We start from the raw sequence: 19,319 nt of genomic DNA, 5'->3' as shown, positions 1-19,319 counted from the left end.
AGGGGTGATCGCCTATCGAAGCGTCGTCACCTTCGTGCCGTCGGCCAGGGTGCCGGTCAGGCGCGCCTGCGTGCCGCGCTCGGTCCTGGCCGCCAGGAGGTTGCCCTGCGCGCGGCTGCCGCCGGTCGCGGCGACAGAGGTGACGTTCTTGCTGCCCGCGCCGAGGAGGTACCAGTTCCCCGCCTGCGACTTCCACAGGACGCCCGCGAGGACCTTGGCGTCCCTGGCGCCGCAGGCCAGGGAGTCCTCGGCCTTGGCGGCCACCGCGGCCGCGGCCGCCTGGTCCGTCTGGAACTGGGCGAGCGTCCTGCTGCCCGCGCCCCGCCAGGTGTCGGCGCGGGTGCAGACCCACTGGGCGACGCCGTTGGCCTCGGGGAGCGCCTGGCGGGCGTACTGCCAGGAGTTCACCGACCGCACGCCGTTGGAGCGGACCGAGGCCAGGGAGCACGCGGACTTGGCCCAGTCGGCGGGCGTGGCCTCGCGCGGCGCCCCGGGGCGGCCCGCCGTCAGCCGGGCGGGGGTCAGCTCGCCGAGGTCGGTGGACGTGCGCACGGTGCCGGAGGCCTCGCGCAGCCGCAGCGCGTTCCACGAGGTGCACCGGCCGCTCGACGGAGGCCCCGCGAAGGCGGCGGTGACGCCGTCCTTGTCGCGCTCAAGGGCGAGGGGCCGCCCGTCCGGCTTCAGCAGGTCGCTGACCGAGACGGAGGTGACCCAGGGGGCCGTCAAGTAGCGGATGTTGCCGTCGGTGCGGTTGACGACGACGGCGTTCGCCTCGGCCCCGGTCGCGCCGTCCACGCGCGCGAAGTCGAGGGCGGCGCCGCCCGTGCCCTCCTTCGGCTCGGCGTACCGCACGATGCGCAGACCGTCGTAGAACAGCACGACGCGCGCCGCGTCGACCTCACCGGCGTAGAGGAGCTGGGCGGGGCCGGGGGGTGCCCCGCTCGCGGTGCCCGGGGTGGCGGAGACCTGCACGGACTCGCCGGGCCGCGCCCAGACGGCGAGCGCGCGGCGCAGCAGCGCCTTGTCCTTCGTGAGGCCGCCGCGCGCGGGCCAGGCGGAGAAGTCCTCGCGGGCGGAACGTTTCCACGCCCCCGCGGCGGCCAGCGTGAGCCGGTCCGGGTCGAGCGCCGCCTGCCCCGCCGGGTTGCGCGCGTACGGGGGAGCGGCGGCGCCGTCGGGGCCCCAGCCGCCGCCCGGCATGCCGAGCAGCGCACCGCAGACCAGGGCGGCGGCCACCGCGACGCCCGCCGCCTTCATGTGCTGCCTGCGCCGCATCAGGTCGGTCGGCCGCGCCTGCAGGGAGCAGGGGTCGAACTCGGGGGAGGCGAGCAGGGCTCGGCGCCCCTCGACCTCGTCGGCCTCCTCGATGGCGTCATCGGGGTCCTGGCACCCGGCGGCGGTGAGCGTCGCGCGCACCCCGGCGTCGTCGAGCGACTCCAGGCCCCGCAGGACGTAGGCGGCGCGGGCGGCGGCCGAGAGCGCGGCGAGCCGCTGGTCCAGGGCGAGTTCGTCGGCGCCGCCGGAGCGCGGGAACAGCTGGAGGCCCCGCACCTGCGGCAGCAGCGGGGGGAACTGCGCCCGCTTCGGCCACGCCAGGCGCTTCAGGGGAAGACCGGCGTCGAGCGCGCCGCGCAGCACCTGGAGGCGGACGTACGCGTACCCCGCGTCGGGGCGGCGCGCTCCGCCCTGCTGGGACGGGATGACGACCGCCTGGCCCGGCCCGCGGCCGCGCGGCAGGGCGCGCTGGGTGAGGGCGTGGGCGGTCAGGACCCGGCGGTTGCGGCCGAGGCCGGGTGGCAGCACCAGATAGGCGAGCCGGACGAGCCGTGGATAGTGCTCGACGAGGGCCGCCTCGGCCTGCTCCATGTCGACGACGGGAGCGGGGTCGCCGGCGGACGGGGACTTCGGCTTCTGGGACTGCACATCAGACGACACGTTCAGCAGAACGAGCGAATCGTCGGTTGGTCACCTCTACGCGGCTCAGGGCCGCTCCGGCTCCACGAGGAGACGCGCGTAATTCCCCATCGACCGCTGGTAGCGCGGCAGATGGGGCGCGAGAGCGCCGAGGACGAGGGAGAGGCCCTCGCGGTCGCGGCCGAGACTCGACAGGCACAGGGCCAGGACGGCGCGCACGGCGTCGTCCAACTCGTCGGACGGCGCGTCCAGCTCGGGCGTCAGGAGCGCTACGGCCTCTTCGGCCCTGCCGGTGTTCCGCAGGGAGCTGGAGAGCTGGATGAGGGTGCGGCGCCTGCGGTAGCCGCCGAGGCCGCCCGCGAGTGCCTCTTCGTAGAGCGGCACGGCACGGTCGGAGTGTCCGGTGGAGTCCCAGGCGCCGGCCCGCTCGAAGACGCCGACGGGGTCGCCGTCCGGCAGCTCCGCGACCAGTTCGTCGATCCGTGCGCGGAACCGTGCCGCGCCGTCCTCGCCGTAGGCGTCGATCGAGGCCCAGGCCTCGCCGAGCCGCTTCTCCCAGTCGTTGTCCACGGCCACACCTTCGCACACGCGTGCCCGTGGGCGCCGTGGTTTTCCGCGGGGCGGGCGGGCCGCCCCGCGGCAGCGACCACCCGCTACGCCAGGCGCCAGCCGCTGAACTCCACCGTGCCGCGCCCGCCGTCGCCGCCGTTCGTGGCGCTCATGAAGAACCCCACGTCCAGCGCGGCCTCCGCCCCCGTCAGGGCCACCGTCGCCACGTCACGCCACGTCTGTCCGCCGTCCGTGGAGCACGCCCCGGTGACCGACCCCCCGTTCCGCGTCAGGCGGAGCAGCACCGGCGCCTTGATCCCGGTGAGGCGCTTGTACGTGTCCACCGTGCCGTCGCCGTTGGTGTCGTACGAGAGCACGACGCCGTTCGCCGGGGTGACGGCGAGGTCGACGAACCCCTTGGAGCCGGGCGTGGGAAGGGAGTTGCGGGCGATGAGGCCCGCCCGCGCCCAGGGCCCGGTGGCGTCCTGGGAGTCGACGCGCACCACCACCGAGACCCCGTCCTTCAGGGCACCCTCGCGGTACAGCGTGCCGAACTCCGTCGTCCCCTTCCACAGGTCGGCGCCGCCGCCGTTGATCCCGTACCGCCCGTCCCACTCGCCGAAGACGGCCGCGTTGTTGCTGTACCTGGCCCACGCGCCGCCCACCGGACCGGCCTCGTACAGCGTCCCCTCGTGGACCGAGCGCACCCGGCGCTCGCCCCGCGGCCCGTACCGCACCGCGATCTCGTAGGGCAGGGGCCGCAGCGGACGGTCCAGGGGTGTGTCCGGTGTGCTCGCCCGCCACTCGACCCGTCCCGCCCCCGCGGGCTCGACCCGTGGCAGCGACACGGGCCCCGTGGGCTCCGCCTCGATGCCGGTCAACGCGAAGTCGACGCGGCCGGTCGCCCGCAGGCCGTTGACGTTGCGGAAGGTGGCCCGCACGCGCGCGTGGCCGCCCGGCGGGAAGGCCGGCGGCTCGGCGGTGACCTCCACGGACCCCTGGTAGGGCGCTCGCGCGAGGACGTCGCGGACCCGGGCCGCGGTGCGGTGCGGATCGCCGACGGGCCGCAGGGGATAGTCCTTGCGCTCCCGCGTCCAGGGCTCCTCCACGGCGTACCAGTCCACGGCCTTCGGCTCACGTCCGGCCGCGAGGGCGTCGCCCAGCTCGTCGAGCCACCGCTGCCAGCGGGGCACGTAGAAGTCGCCGGTCAGGCCGTGCCAGTCGCGGTTGCCGTACTCGTGCAGCCGCCCCGCGTCGGCCGTGGCGCGGTCGCCCCAGGTGGTGATCAGCACCTTCGCGGTCCGCTCGAACTCCGCCCGCTCGGCCCCGCTGGTCCCCATCCGCCGGGCCGCCGCCACCCAGGGACCGAGCAGGAAGGCCTGGGCGGTCCCCGTGACCTCGTCCGAGAGCCGCATCAGCCGCAGCCACAGCGTCGACAGGGCGCGGAACGTCTCCTGGTCCTTCCGCTCGTACGCGGCCCGGAGCTGCGGCAGGAGTTGGCGGCTGCGGTGCGCGAGGGCCTGGCGGGCCACGTCGACCAGGTCGTTCCGGTAGGCGCCGCTGCCGCGCAGTGCGCCCGCCACGCCGAGCAGCCCGGTGAGCGCGGCGTCGAAGCGGGCCGGGTCGTAGGTCAGGGCGCGCGGCGCGTACTCGGCGGCGCGGGCCGCCGCCAGATCGGGGCGGGCGGCGAAGAGGGAGTCGTGCGGATCGCTGCGCTCCACGGCGGTGTGCCGGTAGGCGGTCTCGTTCAGCGCCCGCCAGGCGGCCCGTGCGTCCCGGTCGCGCCCGCCGTACCGGAAGTCGGCGTACGAGGAGAACCACGCGGCGCGGTCCGGCGGCCCCTCGACCCAGGCCAGCTCGGAGAAGAGCTCGAAGGCGGCCGGGTCGCGGTCGGTGGCCTCGGGCATGAACGCGGTGCCCACGAGGGCACTGCCCTGCTTGTCGCGCCAGGCGAAGAACCGCTCGTTCCAGAGGTGCGCGCGGGCGCCGATGGTCGTGCGCCCGCCGAAGTTGGGGATGGTGCCGAAGGCGTACGGCGTGCCGCCCCAGTCCTTCTCCCGGTCCGGCTCCTTCGCGTACCGGTCGGAGACGCCGTCCACGATCAGCATGCGCTTCTTGTCGACCGCGTTCAGCAGCTCCGGCAGCGGGTTGGCCTCCCACCCGAGGATCACCCAGGTCGCGCCCGGCCGTGCCGCGCGCAGCGCCTTCTCCACGCCCTTGGCGGCGGCGGGCACCGGCACGTCACCGGCGGTGCCGCCCTCGTGCAGCAGGTCCATCTTGAAGAGGTCGGCGGGGCCGAAGAGGCGTTCCTGGTGAGCGTAGAAGGAGGCGGCGACCTCGGCGAAGGCCGTGGTGCGCGGGTCGAGCCAGTCGGGGCGCGCGAAGCCGTGCCAGGTGCCCTGCGGCACGACCCGCGCGTCCCCGCCGTTGCGCGCGACGAAGCCGTCCGGCACGTGCCCGTAGTAGCCGGGGAGCACGGGCGCGATGCCCAGCTCCCGGAGCCTGCGGGTGATGCGCCGCCCCAGCTCGGTGCGGTCCGCGATGAGCCGCTCCGACAGCGGCCCGCCGTAACCGGAGAGGTTCTGGAGCAGCCACCACGGCTGGTGCGAGGGCGCGGGCAGCCAGGCCCTGGCCTCCGCGTCGGAGTAGCCGAACTCCTTGAGGACCCGGTGGTAGACGGCCTCCGCGCCCGCGATCACCAGGACTTCGTTGCAGCCGTGCAGGGCCAGTACGTCGATCATCCGCTCCCAGTACGCCCAGTCGGCGTACGGGGCGGTGTACCCGTCGTTGGTGTCGTTCAGGGCGAACCGGTGGGGGAGGGAGGTGGATCTCTCCAGCGGTCTGCCCGGGGCGGGGAGTCTTCGCGGCAGGTCCAACTGGCTGCCGTTCCAACTGATGTGGGCCCCGCACACGTACTTCAGATACCAGTGGACGCCGGTCAGGAGCACCGCGGGCGTCGTGCCCGACACCTCGATCCGCCCGGTGGACCCGGTGACCCGGAAGCGGTCCTCCCGGCCGTGCGCGGGGAGAAGTCTGAGCCGGAACTGCTCCGCGTGTCGGGGCAGGAGTCTGTTGAGCGCCGAGCGCGCGGAATCCGTATCGAAGGCGGAGGCCCTCGCGGGCCCCTCGGCGGCGTGCGCCGGCAGCGGTACTCCGCCGACGGCGGCGCCGAGGCCGAGGGCACCGGCGGTGCCGAGCACGGAACGACGGGACGGTTCGGACATGTGTACCCCCTGGGGTGAAGGCTGCGGCGCACGGTATCCGGGAGGCGTCCCGCGCTCAACGGTGCGTCAGAACATGGCGGGTTCGGCTCGCCGGAAGGGGCTGGTGGGACGATGAGGGCAGCGCGGAGCGCGCTTTCGGGCCTGGCGGCGGGAGTGCTGCTGGGAGTGGCTGGCTGCGGCTCGGGGGGTGACGGCACACCGAGCACGGCGAGCGGCAGCCTTGAGCAGCTGGCGGCCAGGGCGAAATGCCGGCCCGACATCCAGACGGACGCGGCCGAACTGCGCCAGGCCACCTGTGAGAACGGTGCCCGGCGCTACATCCTCGTAACCTTTACAAACGCCCGTGGCCAGGCCGAATGGCTCGACGGGGCGAACGACTACGGGGGTACGTACCTCGTCGGCGGAAGCTGGGTCGCGGTCGGCGGCGCCCAGGACATCTCGGCGCTGCGCGACCGGCTCGGCGGGACCGTGGTGGACGCCGCGGGTGAGCACGGCGGGGGCCACCACGGTCACCGCACGGGGTGAAGGGCGGGCCCGGGGGTCAGGTGCAGCGCTTGCCGGAGTTGACGCACCGCGCGACGCGCTTCATCAGGCGTTCGTCGAAGACGTTGATGAAGTCGCCGTGGTCGGTGACGGGCTTGTGCAGCTGCTCGGGGAAGGAGTCGACGGCGAAGCCGGGCCCCGGCGGCACGTCGTACACGACGCGCTGCACGAGCTGCGGGATGGCGCGGAAGCCCTGCGGGCAGGCGCCGGTCCGCCGGTCGGCGAAGGCGACGTGGGTGCGGTGGTTGGCGCTGTCGGTGTTCCGCCCGTCCCAGCAGCTCTGGAAGTTGAACGTCCGCACGACCTTGCTGCCCTCGGGGCAGATCGGGTACTTGTCCTTGAGCTGCCGGTTCTCGAAGCCGGTGCAGCTCCAGGACGCGTTGGCGTTGGCGTCGCCGTTGGTGAACGCCTTGGCGTCACCGGTGATGATCCGCAGGAAGCGCGGCATCGCGACGACCTTGCCCCGCGGATTCCCGGCGAACTTCAGCGTGACGGCGGACGGTGTCTGGATCTCGCCCACGTTCTGGTCCTTGCCGCCGCCGTCCGCCTGGGCGTCGTCCTCGTCCTGGCCGTTCTGGAGCCGCAGGACGGGCCAGTAGTACGTCGACTTGTCGCCCTGGTTGCGGCAGGTGGTCTCGCCGCCCGCCAGCTCGTCGTCGCCGGAGAAGGCGTCCGTGGCCTGGTTGCCCACGTAGTCGTGCATGTGGTGGGCGCCGTTGCTCACGCCGGGCGCCGCGATGACGTTGTCGGGGTTGAACTTGCCGTTCTCGTTGCGGCCGCAGTCCGTGGTGAAGGTCCCTCGGGAGGCGCCGCGCTGGTTGCGGGGGCGCTGGACGTTGGGCCTGACGGACTCGATGTCCACGAAGTCGGCGGCGACGGGGCCGTTGCCGTTCTGGCCTTGGTCCTGGCCGTCGTCCTGGCCGCCGTCCTGCCCCTGCCCCTGCCCCTGGCCCTGGTCGTCGTCCTGGCCTTGGCCGCGCTCCTGGCCGGAGGCGCGCAGGGTGCAGGGTGCCATGCCGCCGAGGTCGTCGGGCCGGGCGGCGCCCGCCCGGTCCACGGCGTCCTCGATCTCGCCGATCGTGCCGCGCCGCTGCTCCTCCAGCGGAGGCAGCACGGACTCCTTGTCCTCGGCCTCGGTGAACCGCTCGTAGGCGCGGGTGATCTGGCTGTCGAGCTCGGCGAGCCTGCCGTCGACCTCGCCGCGCGCTTCTCGGGGAACCTCCCGCAGTTGATTGCCCACGTCCGGACAGTCGATGGTCGACATCCGCTGCCCGGCACTGGCGTCGGCGCTCTGCCCGGGAGGCTGATCGACGCCGTCTTCGGCGTTCGCGTAGACGTTGACGGCGATCAGACCGCCACCGCCCATGACCAGAGCCGCGGACGCGGCGACCATGCGCCGCGCCAGCTTCGATCGTTTTCGTGAGGTGCGTCCCATGGGGCTACATACGCATCAGCGGCCCGACGTGTTCAGCGCCCCTGCCACAAGGGGCTCAGCGGCCCTGGTCCAGATACGCGATGACGGCGAGCACCCGCCGGTTGTCGTCGTCGGAGACCGGCAGGCCCAGCTTCCCGAAGATGTTCGACGTGTGCTTGGCGATCGCCCGCTCCGTGACGACGAGCTGCGACGCGATCGCCGCGTTCGACCGCCCCTGCGCCATCAGTTCGAGGACCTCGCGCTCGCGCGGGGTGAGCGCGCCGAGCGGCTGGTCGGCGGAGCGGCGGGAGAGGAGCTGCTGGATCACCTGCGGGTCCATCGCGGTGCCGCCCGCCGCGACCCTGCGTACGGCGTCGATGAACTGGGCGGCGTCGAACACCCGGTCCTTCAGGAGGTAGCCGACGCCGCCGGTGCCGTCGGCCAGGAGCTCGCGCGCGTAGAGCTGCTCCACGTGCTGGGAGAGGACGAGGACCGGCAGGCCCGGCCTCGCCCTGCGGGCGGCGAGCGCGCACTGAAGGCCCTCGTCCGTGTGGGACGGCGGAAGCCTGACGTCGACGACGGCGACGTCAGGACGCAACTCCGCGAGGGCCCTGGTCAGTTCGGGCCCGCTCTCCACGGCCGCCACGACCTCGAAGTCGAACGCCTCCAGCATCCGCACCAGGCCGTCACGCAGCAGGAAGAGGTCTTCGGCTAGGACAACTCGCAAGGGATCTCCATGGTCACCATGGTCGGGCCGCCCGCGGGACTGCTGACGGCCAGTACGCCGTCGAATGTACCGAGCCGCCGTTCGATCCCGGCAAGCCCGGAGCCCGCCCCGAGGAGGGCGCCGCCCTTGCCGTCGTCGGTGACCGCGATGCGCAGCATGCCGTCGCCGTAGTGCATGTCGACCCAGACGCGGTCGGCGCCCGAGTGCTTGATCGCGTTCGTCAGGGCCTCGCTCACCGCGAAGTACGCTGCCGACTCCACCGGGGCCTCGACCCGCCTCGTCAGCTCCACCGTGACCTCCGTGGCCAGCGGAAGCCGCAGCGCGAGGGCCTTCACGGCGTCCCCGAGGCCGCGCTCGGCGAGGACCGGCGGGTGAATGCCGCGGACCAGGTCACGCAGCTCCGTCAGCGCCTCGCCGGAGTTCTGCCGGGCCTTGGCGAGCAGTTGCTTGGCCTTCGCGGGGTCCGTCTCGATCAGCGCCTCGATGGTGCCGAGGTCCATGCCCATGGCGACCAGGCGGGCCTGCGCCCCGTCGTGCAGGTCGCGCTCGATGCGGCGCAGCTCGGCCGCGGAGTTGTCCACGGCGTCGTGCCGGGTCTCGGTCAGCCGGTCGACGCGCATGGCGAGCAGCCGCTCCCGCATGGCAGGGGTGGGCGCGAGGAACGCGCGGGACAGGCGGAAGTGGGTGCGGATCAGGCCGGGGTTGACCAGGACGCCGAGGAGGAAGAAGCCCACGCCGAGCGCGGCCGCCTGGTTGGCGGTGGACTGCGAGGTGACGTGGATGAAGGCGAACCACTCGCCGCCGCCCGCGGAGTAGATCGGCTTCCACACGCCGAGGGCGAGGACCCAGCCGTAGATCATGTAGAGCAACAGGGCCGGGGCGATGATCGCGACGGTCGGGCCCGCGGTCATGTGCACGAGCAGCCACTCCAGGTCCCGCCAGGTCGCCGGGTCCTTCAGCAGGCGCGTGCAGCGCTCCACCTGCCCGGCGAGACCGGGACGCGGGGCCGTGGGGTGGACGCGGTACGGGCGCGGGATGGTCACCCCCGACCAGGCGGCTGACCGGGTTCGATGCGCGTCGGCGTACGCGCGCAGGCCCGCGAGGACGACCGGCGTGGTGAAGACGCCGACCCCGATGACGATGAGCGTGATCGAGACGACCGCGAACACGAAGAGGACGGTCGCGCCCACCCACGCGACGATCGCCAGGTAGAGCCCCTGTGCCCCCGCGATCACTGCGTCCTTGATCCTCGTCATGGTCATCGTCCCCCTCGTGAACACCGTGCTGCCCGCCGCGTCATGCGCCGGGCACGGAGACAGTCTCACCCGTACGGCACAGGCAGGTCATTGGCCCCTCCACCCGAGCGGGGGTGTACCTGACGACACCCCCCGGAGTCGCCCTGTGCCTCGGGGAGAGGGGGGCTCGTCGGCTGGGCCGCGAAGGCCGCGGTTCCTAGCGTGGGACACGTCTTATCCAACGCTTATTCACGCAGGACGATCGATGGGGGCGGGACGCCATGAGGCGGAACTTCGCGGCACGACTCGGGGTGTGGAGCGCACACCACCGCAAGACGGCCATCATCGGCTGGCTGGTCTTCGTGGTGCTCGCCACGGTCATCGGCGGGGCCTCCGGCATGGTGACCGCCACCGACGACGAGATGGGGGTCGGCGACTCGGGCCGCGCCGAGAAGATCCTCAAGGACGCGGGCATCGACGAGCCCGCCGGTGAACTCGTCATGGTCGGCGCCCGCACGGCCGGCGGCTGGCGCGACGCCGCGGCCGACCTGTCGAAGGCGCTGACCGCGACCGGCGAGGTCAGCGGCGTCCAGGCGCCGCTGCCCTCGAAGGACGGCAGGGAAGCGCTGCTCCGCTTCGAGATCAAGGGCCCGTCGGACGAGGCGGGCGACCGCGTCCAGCCGGTGCTCGACACGGTCGACGAGGCGCGGGAGAAGGCCGCGGACGGCATCTCGGTGTACCAGTTCGGCGACGCCAGCTCCGAGAAGCACCTGTCCGACCTGCTCGCTGACGACCTGACGAGGGCCGAGTTCACCGCGGTGCCGCTCGCCCTCGGCATCCTGCTCGTCGCCTTCGGCGCCGTGGTCGCGGCCCTCCTGCCCGTGGGCCTCGCGCTCACGGCGTGCCTGGGGGCGTTCGGACTGCTCTCCCTCGCCAGCCACCAGCTCCACCTCTTCGAGACCACGTACTCCGTGATGTTCCTGATGGGCCTGGCGGTCGGCGTCGACTACTGCCTGTTCTACCTGCGCCGCGAGCGGGACGAGCGGGCCGCGGGGCGTGACGCGGAGACCGCGCTGCGGATCGCCGCCGCCACCAGCGGGCGCGCCGTCCTGGTCTCGGGCCTTACGGTGATGGTCGCGATGGCCGGCATGTTCCTCTCCGGTCTGCTGCTCTTCAAGGGCTTCGCCGTCGCCACGATCCTGGTGGTGTGCGTGGCGATGATCGGCTCCGTGACGGTCCTGCCCGCGCTCCTCGCGTGGCTCGGCGACCGGATCGACGCGGGCCGCATCCCGTTCCTCAACCGCCGCTCCAAGAAGGGCGCGCACGCCGGCGGCGCCTTCGCCGGCAAGGTTCTCGGGCCGGTCCTGGCTCGGCCGAAGCTCTTCGCGGTCGGCTCGGCCGTGCTGCTCCTGGCACTGGCGGCGCCCGCGCTCGGCATGAAGACCGAACAGCTCGGCCTGGAGAAGCAGTTCGGCTCGGACGCCCCGCTCTCCATCGCGTACAAGAAGATCACCGCCGAGTTCCCCGGCGGCCCTGCCCCGGCCCGCGTGGTCGTCGAGGCGGACGACATCACGGCGGCGCCGGTGCGGTCCGCCCTCTCCGCCCTGACCGGGAAGGCGGGCGACGGCGCCGAACTCACCGTCCACAAGGCGGCGGACGTCGCCGAGATCGCGGTGCCGCTGCCGGGCGACGGCACGGACGCCGAGGCCAAGAAGGCCCTGGGCGAGCTGCGCGACGAAACGGTCCCGGCGGTCTTCGACGGCCTGGCGGGACAGGGCGTCGAGGCGTACGTCGGCGGTGACCTGGCCTCCTCCGAGGACTTCAGCGACCAGCTCAGCAAGGGCATCGTGCCCGTCTTCGCCTTCATCGCCGCGGTGACGTTCCTGCTGATGCTCTTCAGCTTCCGCTCGGTGGTCATCGCCGTGACGTCGATCGCCCTCAACCTGCTGTCCGTGGGCGCCGCCTACGGCGTCATGACCGCGGTCTTCCAGCACGGCTGGGGCGCGGAGCTGATCGGCTCGGAGAAGGTCGGCGCGATCGAGAACTGGATGCCGCTCTTCGTCCTCGTCGTCCTCTTCGGCCTGTCGATGGACTACCACGTGTTCGTCGTCTCCCGCATCCGCGAGTCCCGCGACCGCGGCCTGGACAACCGGGCGGCGATCCGCGAGGGCATCACACGCACCGCGGGCGCGGTGACGGGCGCGGCCGTGATCATGGTGGCGGTCTTCGCGGTCTTCGGCACGCTGTCCATGCAGGACATGCAGCAGATGGGCGTGGGCCTCGGCGTCGCGGTCCTGCTCGACGCCACGGTGGTCCGCATGATCCTGCTGCCGTCCGTGATGACACTCCTCGGCGAGCGCAACTGGCACACCCCCCGCTGGCTCTCCTGGCTTCCCCAAATCTCGCACAGCGAGGAGGTCCCGGCCGCGGAGCCCTCGCGCCACCCGGCGGACGCGTACGCCTCGCGCTGACGCCGCACACGGACCGTCCCCCCGACGCGCACCGCGTCGGGGGGACGGCGTTCTCACGCGCCTACAGCCCGAGGACCTTCGCCTCCTTCTCCGGGGCGAGCCCGAGGACCGGCCGGTCGGGCCGCTGCGGCGGGGTGCCGCCGATGGACCGCAGCCACTCCCAGGTGTCCCGCACCGTCTCCTCGACGGGCCGGGCCCTCAGCCCCGCGAGGATCGCCTTCTCCGACGACGTCTGGTGCATCGTGTCGTGCAGTTCACCGGGCGCCAGCCACACCGGCAGCTCCGTCCACTGCTCGATGCCCGCGTCGAGCACCACGTCGGGCGCCGTCCACCGCAGCGAGGCATCCGGGCCCGCCACCGCGACGCACGCTTCGAGCAGCTCGCCCATGGTGAACCGGCCCAGCGGGCTGATCAGGTTGTACGGCCCGCTCAGCCCGCCCGCGCCCGCGTCGAGGACCCACTCGGCGAGGTCCCGCACATCGACGTACTGGATGTGGGAGTCCCGGGGCCCGGGGGCCAGCACGGGGCCGCCGCGCGCGACCCGGTTCAGCCACCACGGCAGCCGCCCGATGTTCTCGTACGGGCCGAGGATCAGGCCGGCCCTGGCGAGCACCGTCCGCTCGGCGCCGAACTCCGCGACGGCGGCCAGCTCACCGCCGCGCTTGTCCTCCGCGTAGGCGGTGGCCTCCGCGTCGGGGTCGCCGTCCACCACGGGGTAGTCCTCGTCGGAGCCGGCCGCGCCCGGGTAGCGGTACACGGAGCCGCTGGACACATAGACGTAGCTCTTGGCCCGCCCCGCGAGCAGCCGGGCCGAGGCGCGCACCACGCGGGGCGCCGCCGACCAGGTGTCGACCACCACGTCCCACTCGCCGTCGGCGAGCCCCGTGAGGCCGTCCTCGGCCGTGCGGTCGCCGTGGACGGCCCGCACCCCCTCGGGCGCGGCGTGGTGGCCGCGGTGGAAGACGGTCACCTCCCAGCCCCGGGCGAGCGCCGCCTCGGTGACCGCGCGCCCCACGAACTCCGTACCGCCAAGCATCAGAAGTCTCATGGGGCGACTCTGCACCGCCGACCCGTGCCGGCGGAACAGGTTCTGCTCGAAGCAGAGCACGGACTCCGGTGACCGACTCCGGTGACGCCGCAGGTCAGCGGGGCGCCGGTGGCACGTACTTGTAGCCGACCCGCCGTACCGTCTGGATCGTCCTGCGGTGCTCGGCGCCGAGCTTGCGCCGCAGCCGCGCGACGTGGACGTCCACGGTACGGCCGTCGCCCACGTGGCCGTACCCCCACACCGTGGTCACCAACTGGTCGCGGGTGTGCACCCGGTGGGGGTGCGCCACGAGGTGGGCGAGGAGCTCGAACTCCAGATACGTGAGGTCGAGCGGCCGCCCGTCCACCTCGGCGGCACGCCGCACGGCGTCGACCGTGACGGGCCCCGACGAGAGCGCAGCGCCGGGCCCGGGCAGTACGGCCTCCGGGGCGCCGGACTCCTGGGCCTGCTCCTGCCCCGCGGGTACGAGGAGCAGATAGCCGACCATCGGCGGCCGGCCCGGCAGCGTCGGCAGGGCGTGCTGCGGCGCGGGCAGCCAGGTGGCGCCCGGCGGCAGCAGGTCGGGGATGCGGACGCCCGCGAGGGACTCGTCGGGGTCGACGGCCCGCAGCCGGGCCCGGCCGGGCGGCAGGGGAGCGCCGGCGGGGGCGGAGGCGGGGGCGGAAGCGGGGAAGGAACGGGAGTTCGCCATGGTGAGGTCAGCTCTTTCGCGCGAAGAGGGAGTCGTCGAGAACGAGACGTACGTCGTCGTGCGCGTCAGGCGAAGGCCGAGTGCGGCGGGAATCAGCGCACTGCGATGAATTCGGCGCAGTGCGGTGGATTCAGTGCGGCAACGGCTTTAGAGGGCCCGCGCGTTCATCGCGCGGCAACACACCCGGTCGAAGTCGTGGTGCTGCCGGGAGGGCCAGAAAGGCTCCAGGTCGTGACGACCCGTCGCGGTGTTCCGGTGGCTGCCCATGCCGTCCATTGAAGCAGATGGGAGGTGCACCGGTACCGCCCTCTCACCCACCGGAACGGCCGCCGGACGCTCCCTGACCGAAAACGGCCCCTCTCGGACCACCGGACACCGCTTCTCCGGACGGCCGGGAACGACGAAGGCACCCGCCGGTCGGACCGGCGGGCGCCTTCGTCGACGCGTGGTCACACGAGCCCGGATGACACCTGGGGATCAGACCTGACCGGCCTTCTCCAGGGCGGTGCAGCAGGTGTCGACGAGCAGGCGCGTCACGACGTACGGGTCGACGTTCGCGTTCGGGCGGCGGTCCTCGATGTAGCCCTTCTGCTCCACCTCGACCTGCCACGGGATGCGGACCGAGGCGCCGCGGTCGGAGACGCCGTACTTGTACTCGTCCCAGGGCGCGGTCTCGTGCAGGCCGGTCAGCCGGTCGTCGATGCCCGCGCCGTAGTTCTTGACGTGGTCCAGCGGCTTGGAGCCCTCACCGAGGGACTCGCAGGCGGTGATGATCGGCGCGTAGCCCTCGCGCATCGCCTTGGTGGAGAAGTTGGTGTGCGCGCCCGCGCCGTTCCAGTCGCCCTTCACCGGCTTGGGGTCGAGCGTCGCGGAGACCTTGAAGTCCTCGGCGGTGCGGTAGAGCAGCCAGCGGGCGATCCACAGCTGGTCGGAGACCTCCAGCGGGGCGAGCGGGCCGACCTGGAACTCCCACTGGCCCGGCATGACCTCGGCGTTGATGCCGGAGATGCCGAGGCCGGCCTTCAGACAGTTCTCCAGGTGGGCCTCGACGACGTCACGGCCGAAGATCTCGTCGGAGCCGACGCCGCAGTAGTAGCCGCCCTGCGCGGCGGGGAAGCCGCCGACGGGGAAGCCGAGCGGGCGGTCGCCCTCGAAGAAGGTGTACTCCTGCTCGATGCCGAAGATCGGCTCCTGCGCGGCGAAGCGGGCCTCGACCTCGGCGAGCTCGGCGCGGGTGTTGGACTCGTGCGGCGTCATGTCCGTGTTGAGAACCTCGCACAGGACGAGGACGTCGCCCGTGCTGCCGCCGCCGCGGATCGGGTCCGGGCAGGTGAAGACCGGCTTGAGCACGCGGTCCGAGGCGTGGCCCTTGGCCTGGTTCGTGCTGGAACCGTCGAAGCCCCAGAGCGGCAGCTCGGCGCCCTTCGCCTCGTCCGCCAGGATCTTCGTCTTGGAACGGAGCTTGGCGGTCGGCGCGGTGCCGTCGATCCAGATGTACTCAGCCTTGAAGGTCACGGGGGCCTCATCCTCATAACGCTCGGTACGGCGCAGAACGTGCGGGTGCCGCGGTGCCGTGGTGATGCCCAGCAGAGTGGCAACCGGCGATTTCCCGACCGTTGCCCTCATGTGAACCCCGTGTTACCTGGGGGAAGTGTGTCCGGGCTCACGCCGTGCCACGCCGCCCGGCCGTTGGATGGGGAGCCCGGCGCTCAGCGGGACAGCGCGTCCCGCACCGCCTCCTCGCTGCGGGCCACGACCGCCGTGCCGTCGTCCGCCGTGATGATGGGGCGCTGGATCAGCTTCGGGTGCGTGGCGAGCGCGGTGATCCAGCGGTCGCGGGCCGAGGCGTCACGCGGCCAGGCCTCGCGGTCCGCGAGACCGAGGTCCTTGGCGGCCTGCTCCTGCGTCCGCGTGATGTCCCAGGGTTCGAGCCCGAGCCGGTCGAGGACGGCGCGGATCTCGTCCTCGGTCGGCACGTCGTCGAGGTAGCGGCGCACGGTGTAGTCGGCACCCTCCGCGTCCAGGACACTCAGGGCGCTGCGGCACTTCGAACAGGCGGGGTTGATCCAGATTTCCATGCCGCACACGCTACCCGCGAAACACCCGCCCCAGGGCCTCGGGCACGCCTCTGTTCGAATACGTCAAAACCCGCCTGGCCAGGGATGATTGTCAGTGGGTGGCGGTAGAATCACAGTAGTGTTCGAGGGCGCCGACGGGGGGCCCTGATCGCGACAGGAGGATGCCCGTGCCCGCTGCCGCACTGACGACGAAGTCCGTATCCCAACCCGTCCTCATCGACCTGCCGTACGCACCACTCCACAAGAGGGCGCTGCCCGCCGGCCGCCCCCGCGAGTGGTACGTCAACCACAACCGCCGCCTCAAGGCCATGCGCCTCGCGATAGCGCTGCTCGACTCGGGCGTCTATCTGCCGAACCAGGCGAAGAACAGCACGATCCGGCGCATGGCGGAGGACGTCGGCATCCACCCGCCGTCCGACATCACCTGCCACATGGTGCGGGCGCTGATGCGGTACAGCCGCTGAGCGCGTGCGCTGAGCGCGTCCGCTGAGCAAGCGTGGTGGGCGCGGGGGGAGTTGCCCCCCGCGCCTCACGCTTATCGCCTGCGGGCGGGCTGTATACGAGACGGGGGGTGCGGCGGGCCGTGTGCGGGACCGCGTGTGCGGGGCGGCCGTGCGTGAAGCGCGTGCGGATCTGCGTGAACCGCCGCGTGCGGACTTGAGCGAACCGCGCGCGGAACCGCCGTGCAGCGCATGCGGATCTGCAGTGCAGCGCGCATGCGGGTGTGCTTGCAGCGCGCATGCGGGTGTGCCGTGAACCGGACGCGGGCCCGCCGCGAACTTGCACGTGGTCCCGCCGCGAAGCGCACGCGGGCCCGTGAGCGTCCCCAACCTCCCGCCGTCCCACGTGAATTGCACGTGAACCCGCGTGTTCCGGACGTTCTCGTGGGTGTGGGCGGGGGTTTGCCGTGTGGAGCCGGGTGGTTGGGTGCGTGATGGGTCATGCTGGGGCCATGACCCACGGGGAAGCTGCCGGCGAACCGCCGCTCCTGACGACCGCAGAGCTGCCGGACGGCGCCCGCGTCCCGGTGCGAGCCCTGCGCACCCCCGAGCCGGACCGCTTCCTGCCCTCCGGCTCCGCACCGGCACCGGGACCGCCCCCGGCCCCCGCGGTGCTGATCCTGCCCGCCATGGGCACCCCAGCCCGCTTCTACCGCCGCTTCGCGCGCCAACTGCACGACGAGGGCCTGACGGTGCTCACCGCCGACCTGCGCGGCCAGGGCGAGGCGACGCCGCTCGTCACCGACCCCGACGCGCTCGGCCACGGCTACCGCGACCTCGTCGAGGAGGACCTGCCCGCCGTCCTCGCCGCGGTCCGCGCCGAACTGGGCCCCGAGCCGCCCCTGTACCTCCTCGGCCACAGCCTGGGCGGACAACTCGCCCTGCTGTACGCCGCTTCGGGCCGCGGACCCCGGGTGGCCGGCGTGGCCCTCGTGGCCTCGGGTTCCGTCTATTTCCGCGCGTACGGACCACTGCGCGGCCCCGGACTCCTCCTCGGCGAGCTGACGATCGCCGGGGTGTCGACGCTGCTCGGCCGCTGGCCGGGCTCCCGGCTCGGCTTCGGTGGCGACCAGCCCAAGGGCGTCATGCGGGACTGGGCGCGGCAGGGCCGCACCGGCCGGTACGCCCCCAAGGGCTCCACGCTCGACTACGAAGCGGCCCTCGCCGCCCTCGAACTGCCCGTACTGGCCGTCTCCGTGGAGCACGACACCCTCGCCCCCGCCACCGCCCTCGACCACCTGCTCGGCAAGGTCCCCGGGGCCCGGCTCACCCGGCGCCACTACACCGCGCAGGAGGCGGGCGGCCGCCTCGACCACTTCGCCTGGACCAGGGCGGGCGGCGCGCTCGCCAAGCAGGTCGCGGCGTGGGCGACGGCCGAGGAGCGCCCCTGAGCTCTGCCCGGAGGCCGGTCAGCCGATCTGCTCAGGGGTGACGGTCAGCCACCGCTTGTCGGCGGTCACCTTCTGGCCCAGCTCGCGCTGCCGCTCGGCGTTCTTGCGCTTCATCCCGTCGAGCTGCGCCATGTACGAGTCCTTGCGGTTGACCCACACCCGTACGCCGCCGTGCTCCACGTCCGCGGAGTGGAACAGCATCGGCCCGTCGCTGACCGGGGTGTCGCCCGCGACGAGGATCGGCTTCTTCCACTCGTCGATGTACGTGTTGATGGCCGCGGGCTTGCCCTCGTACCAGGTCAGCGGCGCCCAGAGGTTCGGCGTCAGCTCGCGCCCGGCGAGTGCGGCGCGGTCCTTCGCGTCGAAGCGGCCCTCGGCGATCTCCTTGCGGGAGCTGGTGACCTCGCCGGTCTCGCGGTCCTTGAGCTGGAGGGCGACGCCGATGACGTTCTGCGGCTTGACGCCGTAGCCGTACTTCGGGTCGGCGAGGACCATGCGCACCAGGTCCTCACTGGCCGCGCTGACGACGTACACCTCGATGCCGTGTGCGCGCAGCGTCTTGTGGAGCTGCCGCATGCCGCTGGAGAACTCCGGCGGCTTCACCTCGGTCTTCGTCGGCTTCCCGTCCTCGTAGTACTCGGCGGGGATCGGCTTCTTCCGGGCGAGGAGCTCGTCGACGTACCCCTTGAGCTCCTTCAGCGTGAAGCCGGAGAAGATCTGCGCGGCCCAGGGGTAGCAGACCTGGTCGTCCACCTCGCAGAGCCGGTTGTAGTAGCTGTAGAGGCTCTCCTTGTGCCCGGCGGTGTCCTTGAAGGGGATGACCTCGAGGGACGGGTCCATGGTCTCGCGGGTCAGCAGGCCCTTCATCTCCAGGAAGGGCAGCAGTGACTCCTCGAGGTCGTTGCGGTACGTGGTGTTGTCCGCGTCGAAGACCGCGTAGGCGCCCTTGTGGTCGTTGGCCGCGATGACCTTGCCGAGCTTCTTCGCGACGGGCTTCGGCCAGTGCGAGAGCTCGCCTGCGGCGGTTTTGGCGGACGTGCCCGCGGCCTCCGCCTCGGAGACCGGCCAGAGCGCGCTGCCCGCGGCGACAGCTCCGGCGAGCGCCCCCGCCACTCCGAGTGCGGCCAGTTTCTTCCCTGCGCGTACAGCCATGTTTCCCGCGACCCGCCATCCCTGAGACCAAGCACGACTCCATCCGGAGCGGCGCGCCATGCTACGACCCACCCCCACGAAACCCCCATGATCGAAGTCACCAGCCATGGAGGGAGTGCCCCGCCCCACGCGGGGTATCAGGGCCCGGCCAAGGGGCGCGGGGAACGACGCGAGCACCCCCCACGCCCCGCAGAGACCACGGACCGCTCAGCCCCGGATAGGGGCGCGGGGAACGGCGCGGGCAACCCCCACGACCCGCAGAAAACGAACCGGCCAGGCCCCGGGTAGGGGCGCGGGGAACGGCGCGGGCAACCCCCACGACCCGCAGAAAACGAACCGGCCAGGCCCCGGGTAGGGGCGCGGGGAACGGCGCGGGCAACCC

General features: G+C 72.8%; 15 protein-coding genes. 4 read left to right on the top strand and 11 right to left on the bottom strand.

Going from position 1 to position 19,319, the window contains the following annotated elements; genetic code table 11:
* Nucleotides 1–12: 12 nt before the first annotated feature.
* The 3 genes from ACZ6JY_RS38085 to ACZ6JY_RS38075 all read right to left on the bottom strand — a co-directional run bounded on the left by ACZ6JY_RS38085 (nt 13) and on the right by ACZ6JY_RS38075 (nt 5,687).
* Nucleotides 13–1,923, bottom strand: coding sequence for a hypothetical protein (locus ACZ6JY_RS38085; protein WP_469203850.1), 1,911 nt, complete (start codon nt 1,921–1,923; stop codon nt 13–15).
* A gap of 57 nt (nt 1,924–1,980) precedes the next feature.
* Entirely contained in the window at nt 1,981–2,484 is a 504-nt protein-coding gene (locus ACZ6JY_RS38080; RefSeq protein WP_469203725.1) for a tetratricopeptide repeat protein, read from the bottom strand.
* Nucleotides 2,485–2,567: 83 nt separating this feature from the next.
* On the bottom strand, nt 2,568–5,687 hold the full coding sequence (locus ACZ6JY_RS38075; RefSeq protein WP_469203723.1) for an alpha-N-acetylglucosaminidase: 3,120 nt from the start codon (nt 5,685–5,687) through the stop codon (nt 2,568–2,570).
* Nucleotides 5,688–5,798: 111 nt separating this feature from the next.
* Here ACZ6JY_RS38075 and ACZ6JY_RS38070 point away from each other — a divergent pair, with 111 nt between their 5' ends.
* Entirely contained in the window at nt 5,799–6,212 is a 414-nt protein-coding gene (locus ACZ6JY_RS38070; RefSeq protein WP_469203722.1) for a hypothetical protein, read from the top strand.
* Between the two features lie 16 nt (nt 6,213–6,228).
* Here ACZ6JY_RS38070 and ACZ6JY_RS38065 read toward each other — a convergent pair whose 3' ends face one another.
* From ACZ6JY_RS38065 to ACZ6JY_RS38055, 3 genes are read right to left on the bottom strand one after another with little or no spacing between them, the layout of a single operon-like run.
* Nucleotides 6,229–7,665 (bottom strand): DUF1996 domain-containing protein, encoded by a 1,437-nt coding sequence (locus tag ACZ6JY_RS38065; RefSeq protein ID WP_469203720.1) that lies wholly within the window; start codon nt 7,663–7,665, stop codon nt 6,229–6,231.
* A 55-nt stretch (nt 7,666–7,720) separates the two neighbouring features.
* The gene (locus tag ACZ6JY_RS38060) at nt 7,721–8,371 is read right to left on the bottom strand and encodes a LuxR C-terminal-related transcriptional regulator (RefSeq protein ID WP_469203718.1); all 651 of its coding nucleotides are present in this window, start codon (nt 8,369–8,371) and stop codon (nt 7,721–7,723) included.
* The gene (locus tag ACZ6JY_RS38055) at nt 8,356–9,627 is read right to left on the bottom strand and encodes a sensor histidine kinase (protein WP_469203716.1); all 1,272 of its coding nucleotides are present in this window, start codon (nt 9,625–9,627) and stop codon (nt 8,356–8,358) included. The genes ACZ6JY_RS38060 and ACZ6JY_RS38055 overlap by 16 nt, the downstream gene beginning before the upstream one ends.
* A gap of 260 nt (nt 9,628–9,887) precedes the next feature.
* On the opposite strand from ACZ6JY_RS38055, the gene ACZ6JY_RS38050 reads away from it, so the two are divergent.
* The gene (locus tag ACZ6JY_RS38050) at nt 9,888–12,077 is read left to right on the top strand and encodes an MMPL family transporter (protein WP_469203714.1); all 2,190 of its coding nucleotides are present in this window, start codon (nt 9,888–9,890) and stop codon (nt 12,075–12,077) included.
* A gap of 61 nt (nt 12,078–12,138) precedes the next feature.
* Here ACZ6JY_RS38050 and ACZ6JY_RS38045 read toward each other — a convergent pair whose 3' ends face one another.
* From ACZ6JY_RS38045 to ACZ6JY_RS38030, 4 genes are all read right to left on the bottom strand, one after another.
* Entirely contained in the window at nt 12,139–13,125 is a 987-nt protein-coding gene (locus ACZ6JY_RS38045) for an NAD-dependent epimerase/dehydratase family protein (protein WP_469203712.1), read from the bottom strand.
* Between the two features lie 94 nt (nt 13,126–13,219).
* Nucleotides 13,220–13,816, bottom strand: coding sequence for a winged helix-turn-helix domain-containing protein (locus tag ACZ6JY_RS38040; protein ID WP_469203710.1), 597 nt, complete (start codon nt 13,814–13,816; stop codon nt 13,220–13,222).
* 477 nt (nt 13,817–14,293) lie between these two features.
* Nucleotides 14,294–15,331, bottom strand: a complete 1,038-nt coding sequence (glnII, locus tag ACZ6JY_RS38035; protein WP_469203708.1) for a glutamine synthetase — start codon at nt 15,329–15,331, stop codon at nt 14,294–14,296.
* Between the two features lie 194 nt (nt 15,332–15,525).
* A complete protein-coding gene (locus ACZ6JY_RS38030) occupies nt 15,526–15,894 on the bottom strand; it encodes an arsenate reductase family protein (RefSeq protein WP_469203706.1) in 369 nt (122 codons plus the stop codon).
* Between the two features lie 167 nt (nt 15,895–16,061).
* On the opposite strand from ACZ6JY_RS38030, the gene ACZ6JY_RS38025 reads away from it, so the two are divergent.
* Nucleotides 16,062–16,358: a hypothetical protein gene (locus tag ACZ6JY_RS38025; protein WP_469203704.1), complete on the top strand. Its 297-nt coding sequence runs from the start codon at nt 16,062–16,064 to the stop codon at nt 16,356–16,358.
* A 488-nt stretch (nt 16,359–16,846) separates the two neighbouring features.
* Nucleotides 16,847–17,785, top strand: a complete 939-nt coding sequence (locus tag ACZ6JY_RS38020; RefSeq protein ID WP_469203702.1) for an alpha/beta hydrolase family protein — start codon at nt 16,847–16,849, stop codon at nt 17,783–17,785.
* 18 nt (nt 17,786–17,803) lie between these two features.
* Here the strand turns inward: ACZ6JY_RS38020 and ACZ6JY_RS38015 are convergent, their stop codons facing one another.
* A complete protein-coding gene (locus tag ACZ6JY_RS38015) occupies nt 17,804–18,937 on the bottom strand; it encodes an HAD family hydrolase (RefSeq protein ID WP_469203700.1) in 1,134 nt (377 codons plus the stop codon).
* Nucleotides 18,938–19,319: the final 382 nt, after the last annotated feature.

The sequence above is a fragment of the Streptomyces sp. NPDC046335 genome (genome assembly GCF_055587985.1).
This window is presented reverse-complemented; position numbering and strand designations above follow the sequence as displayed.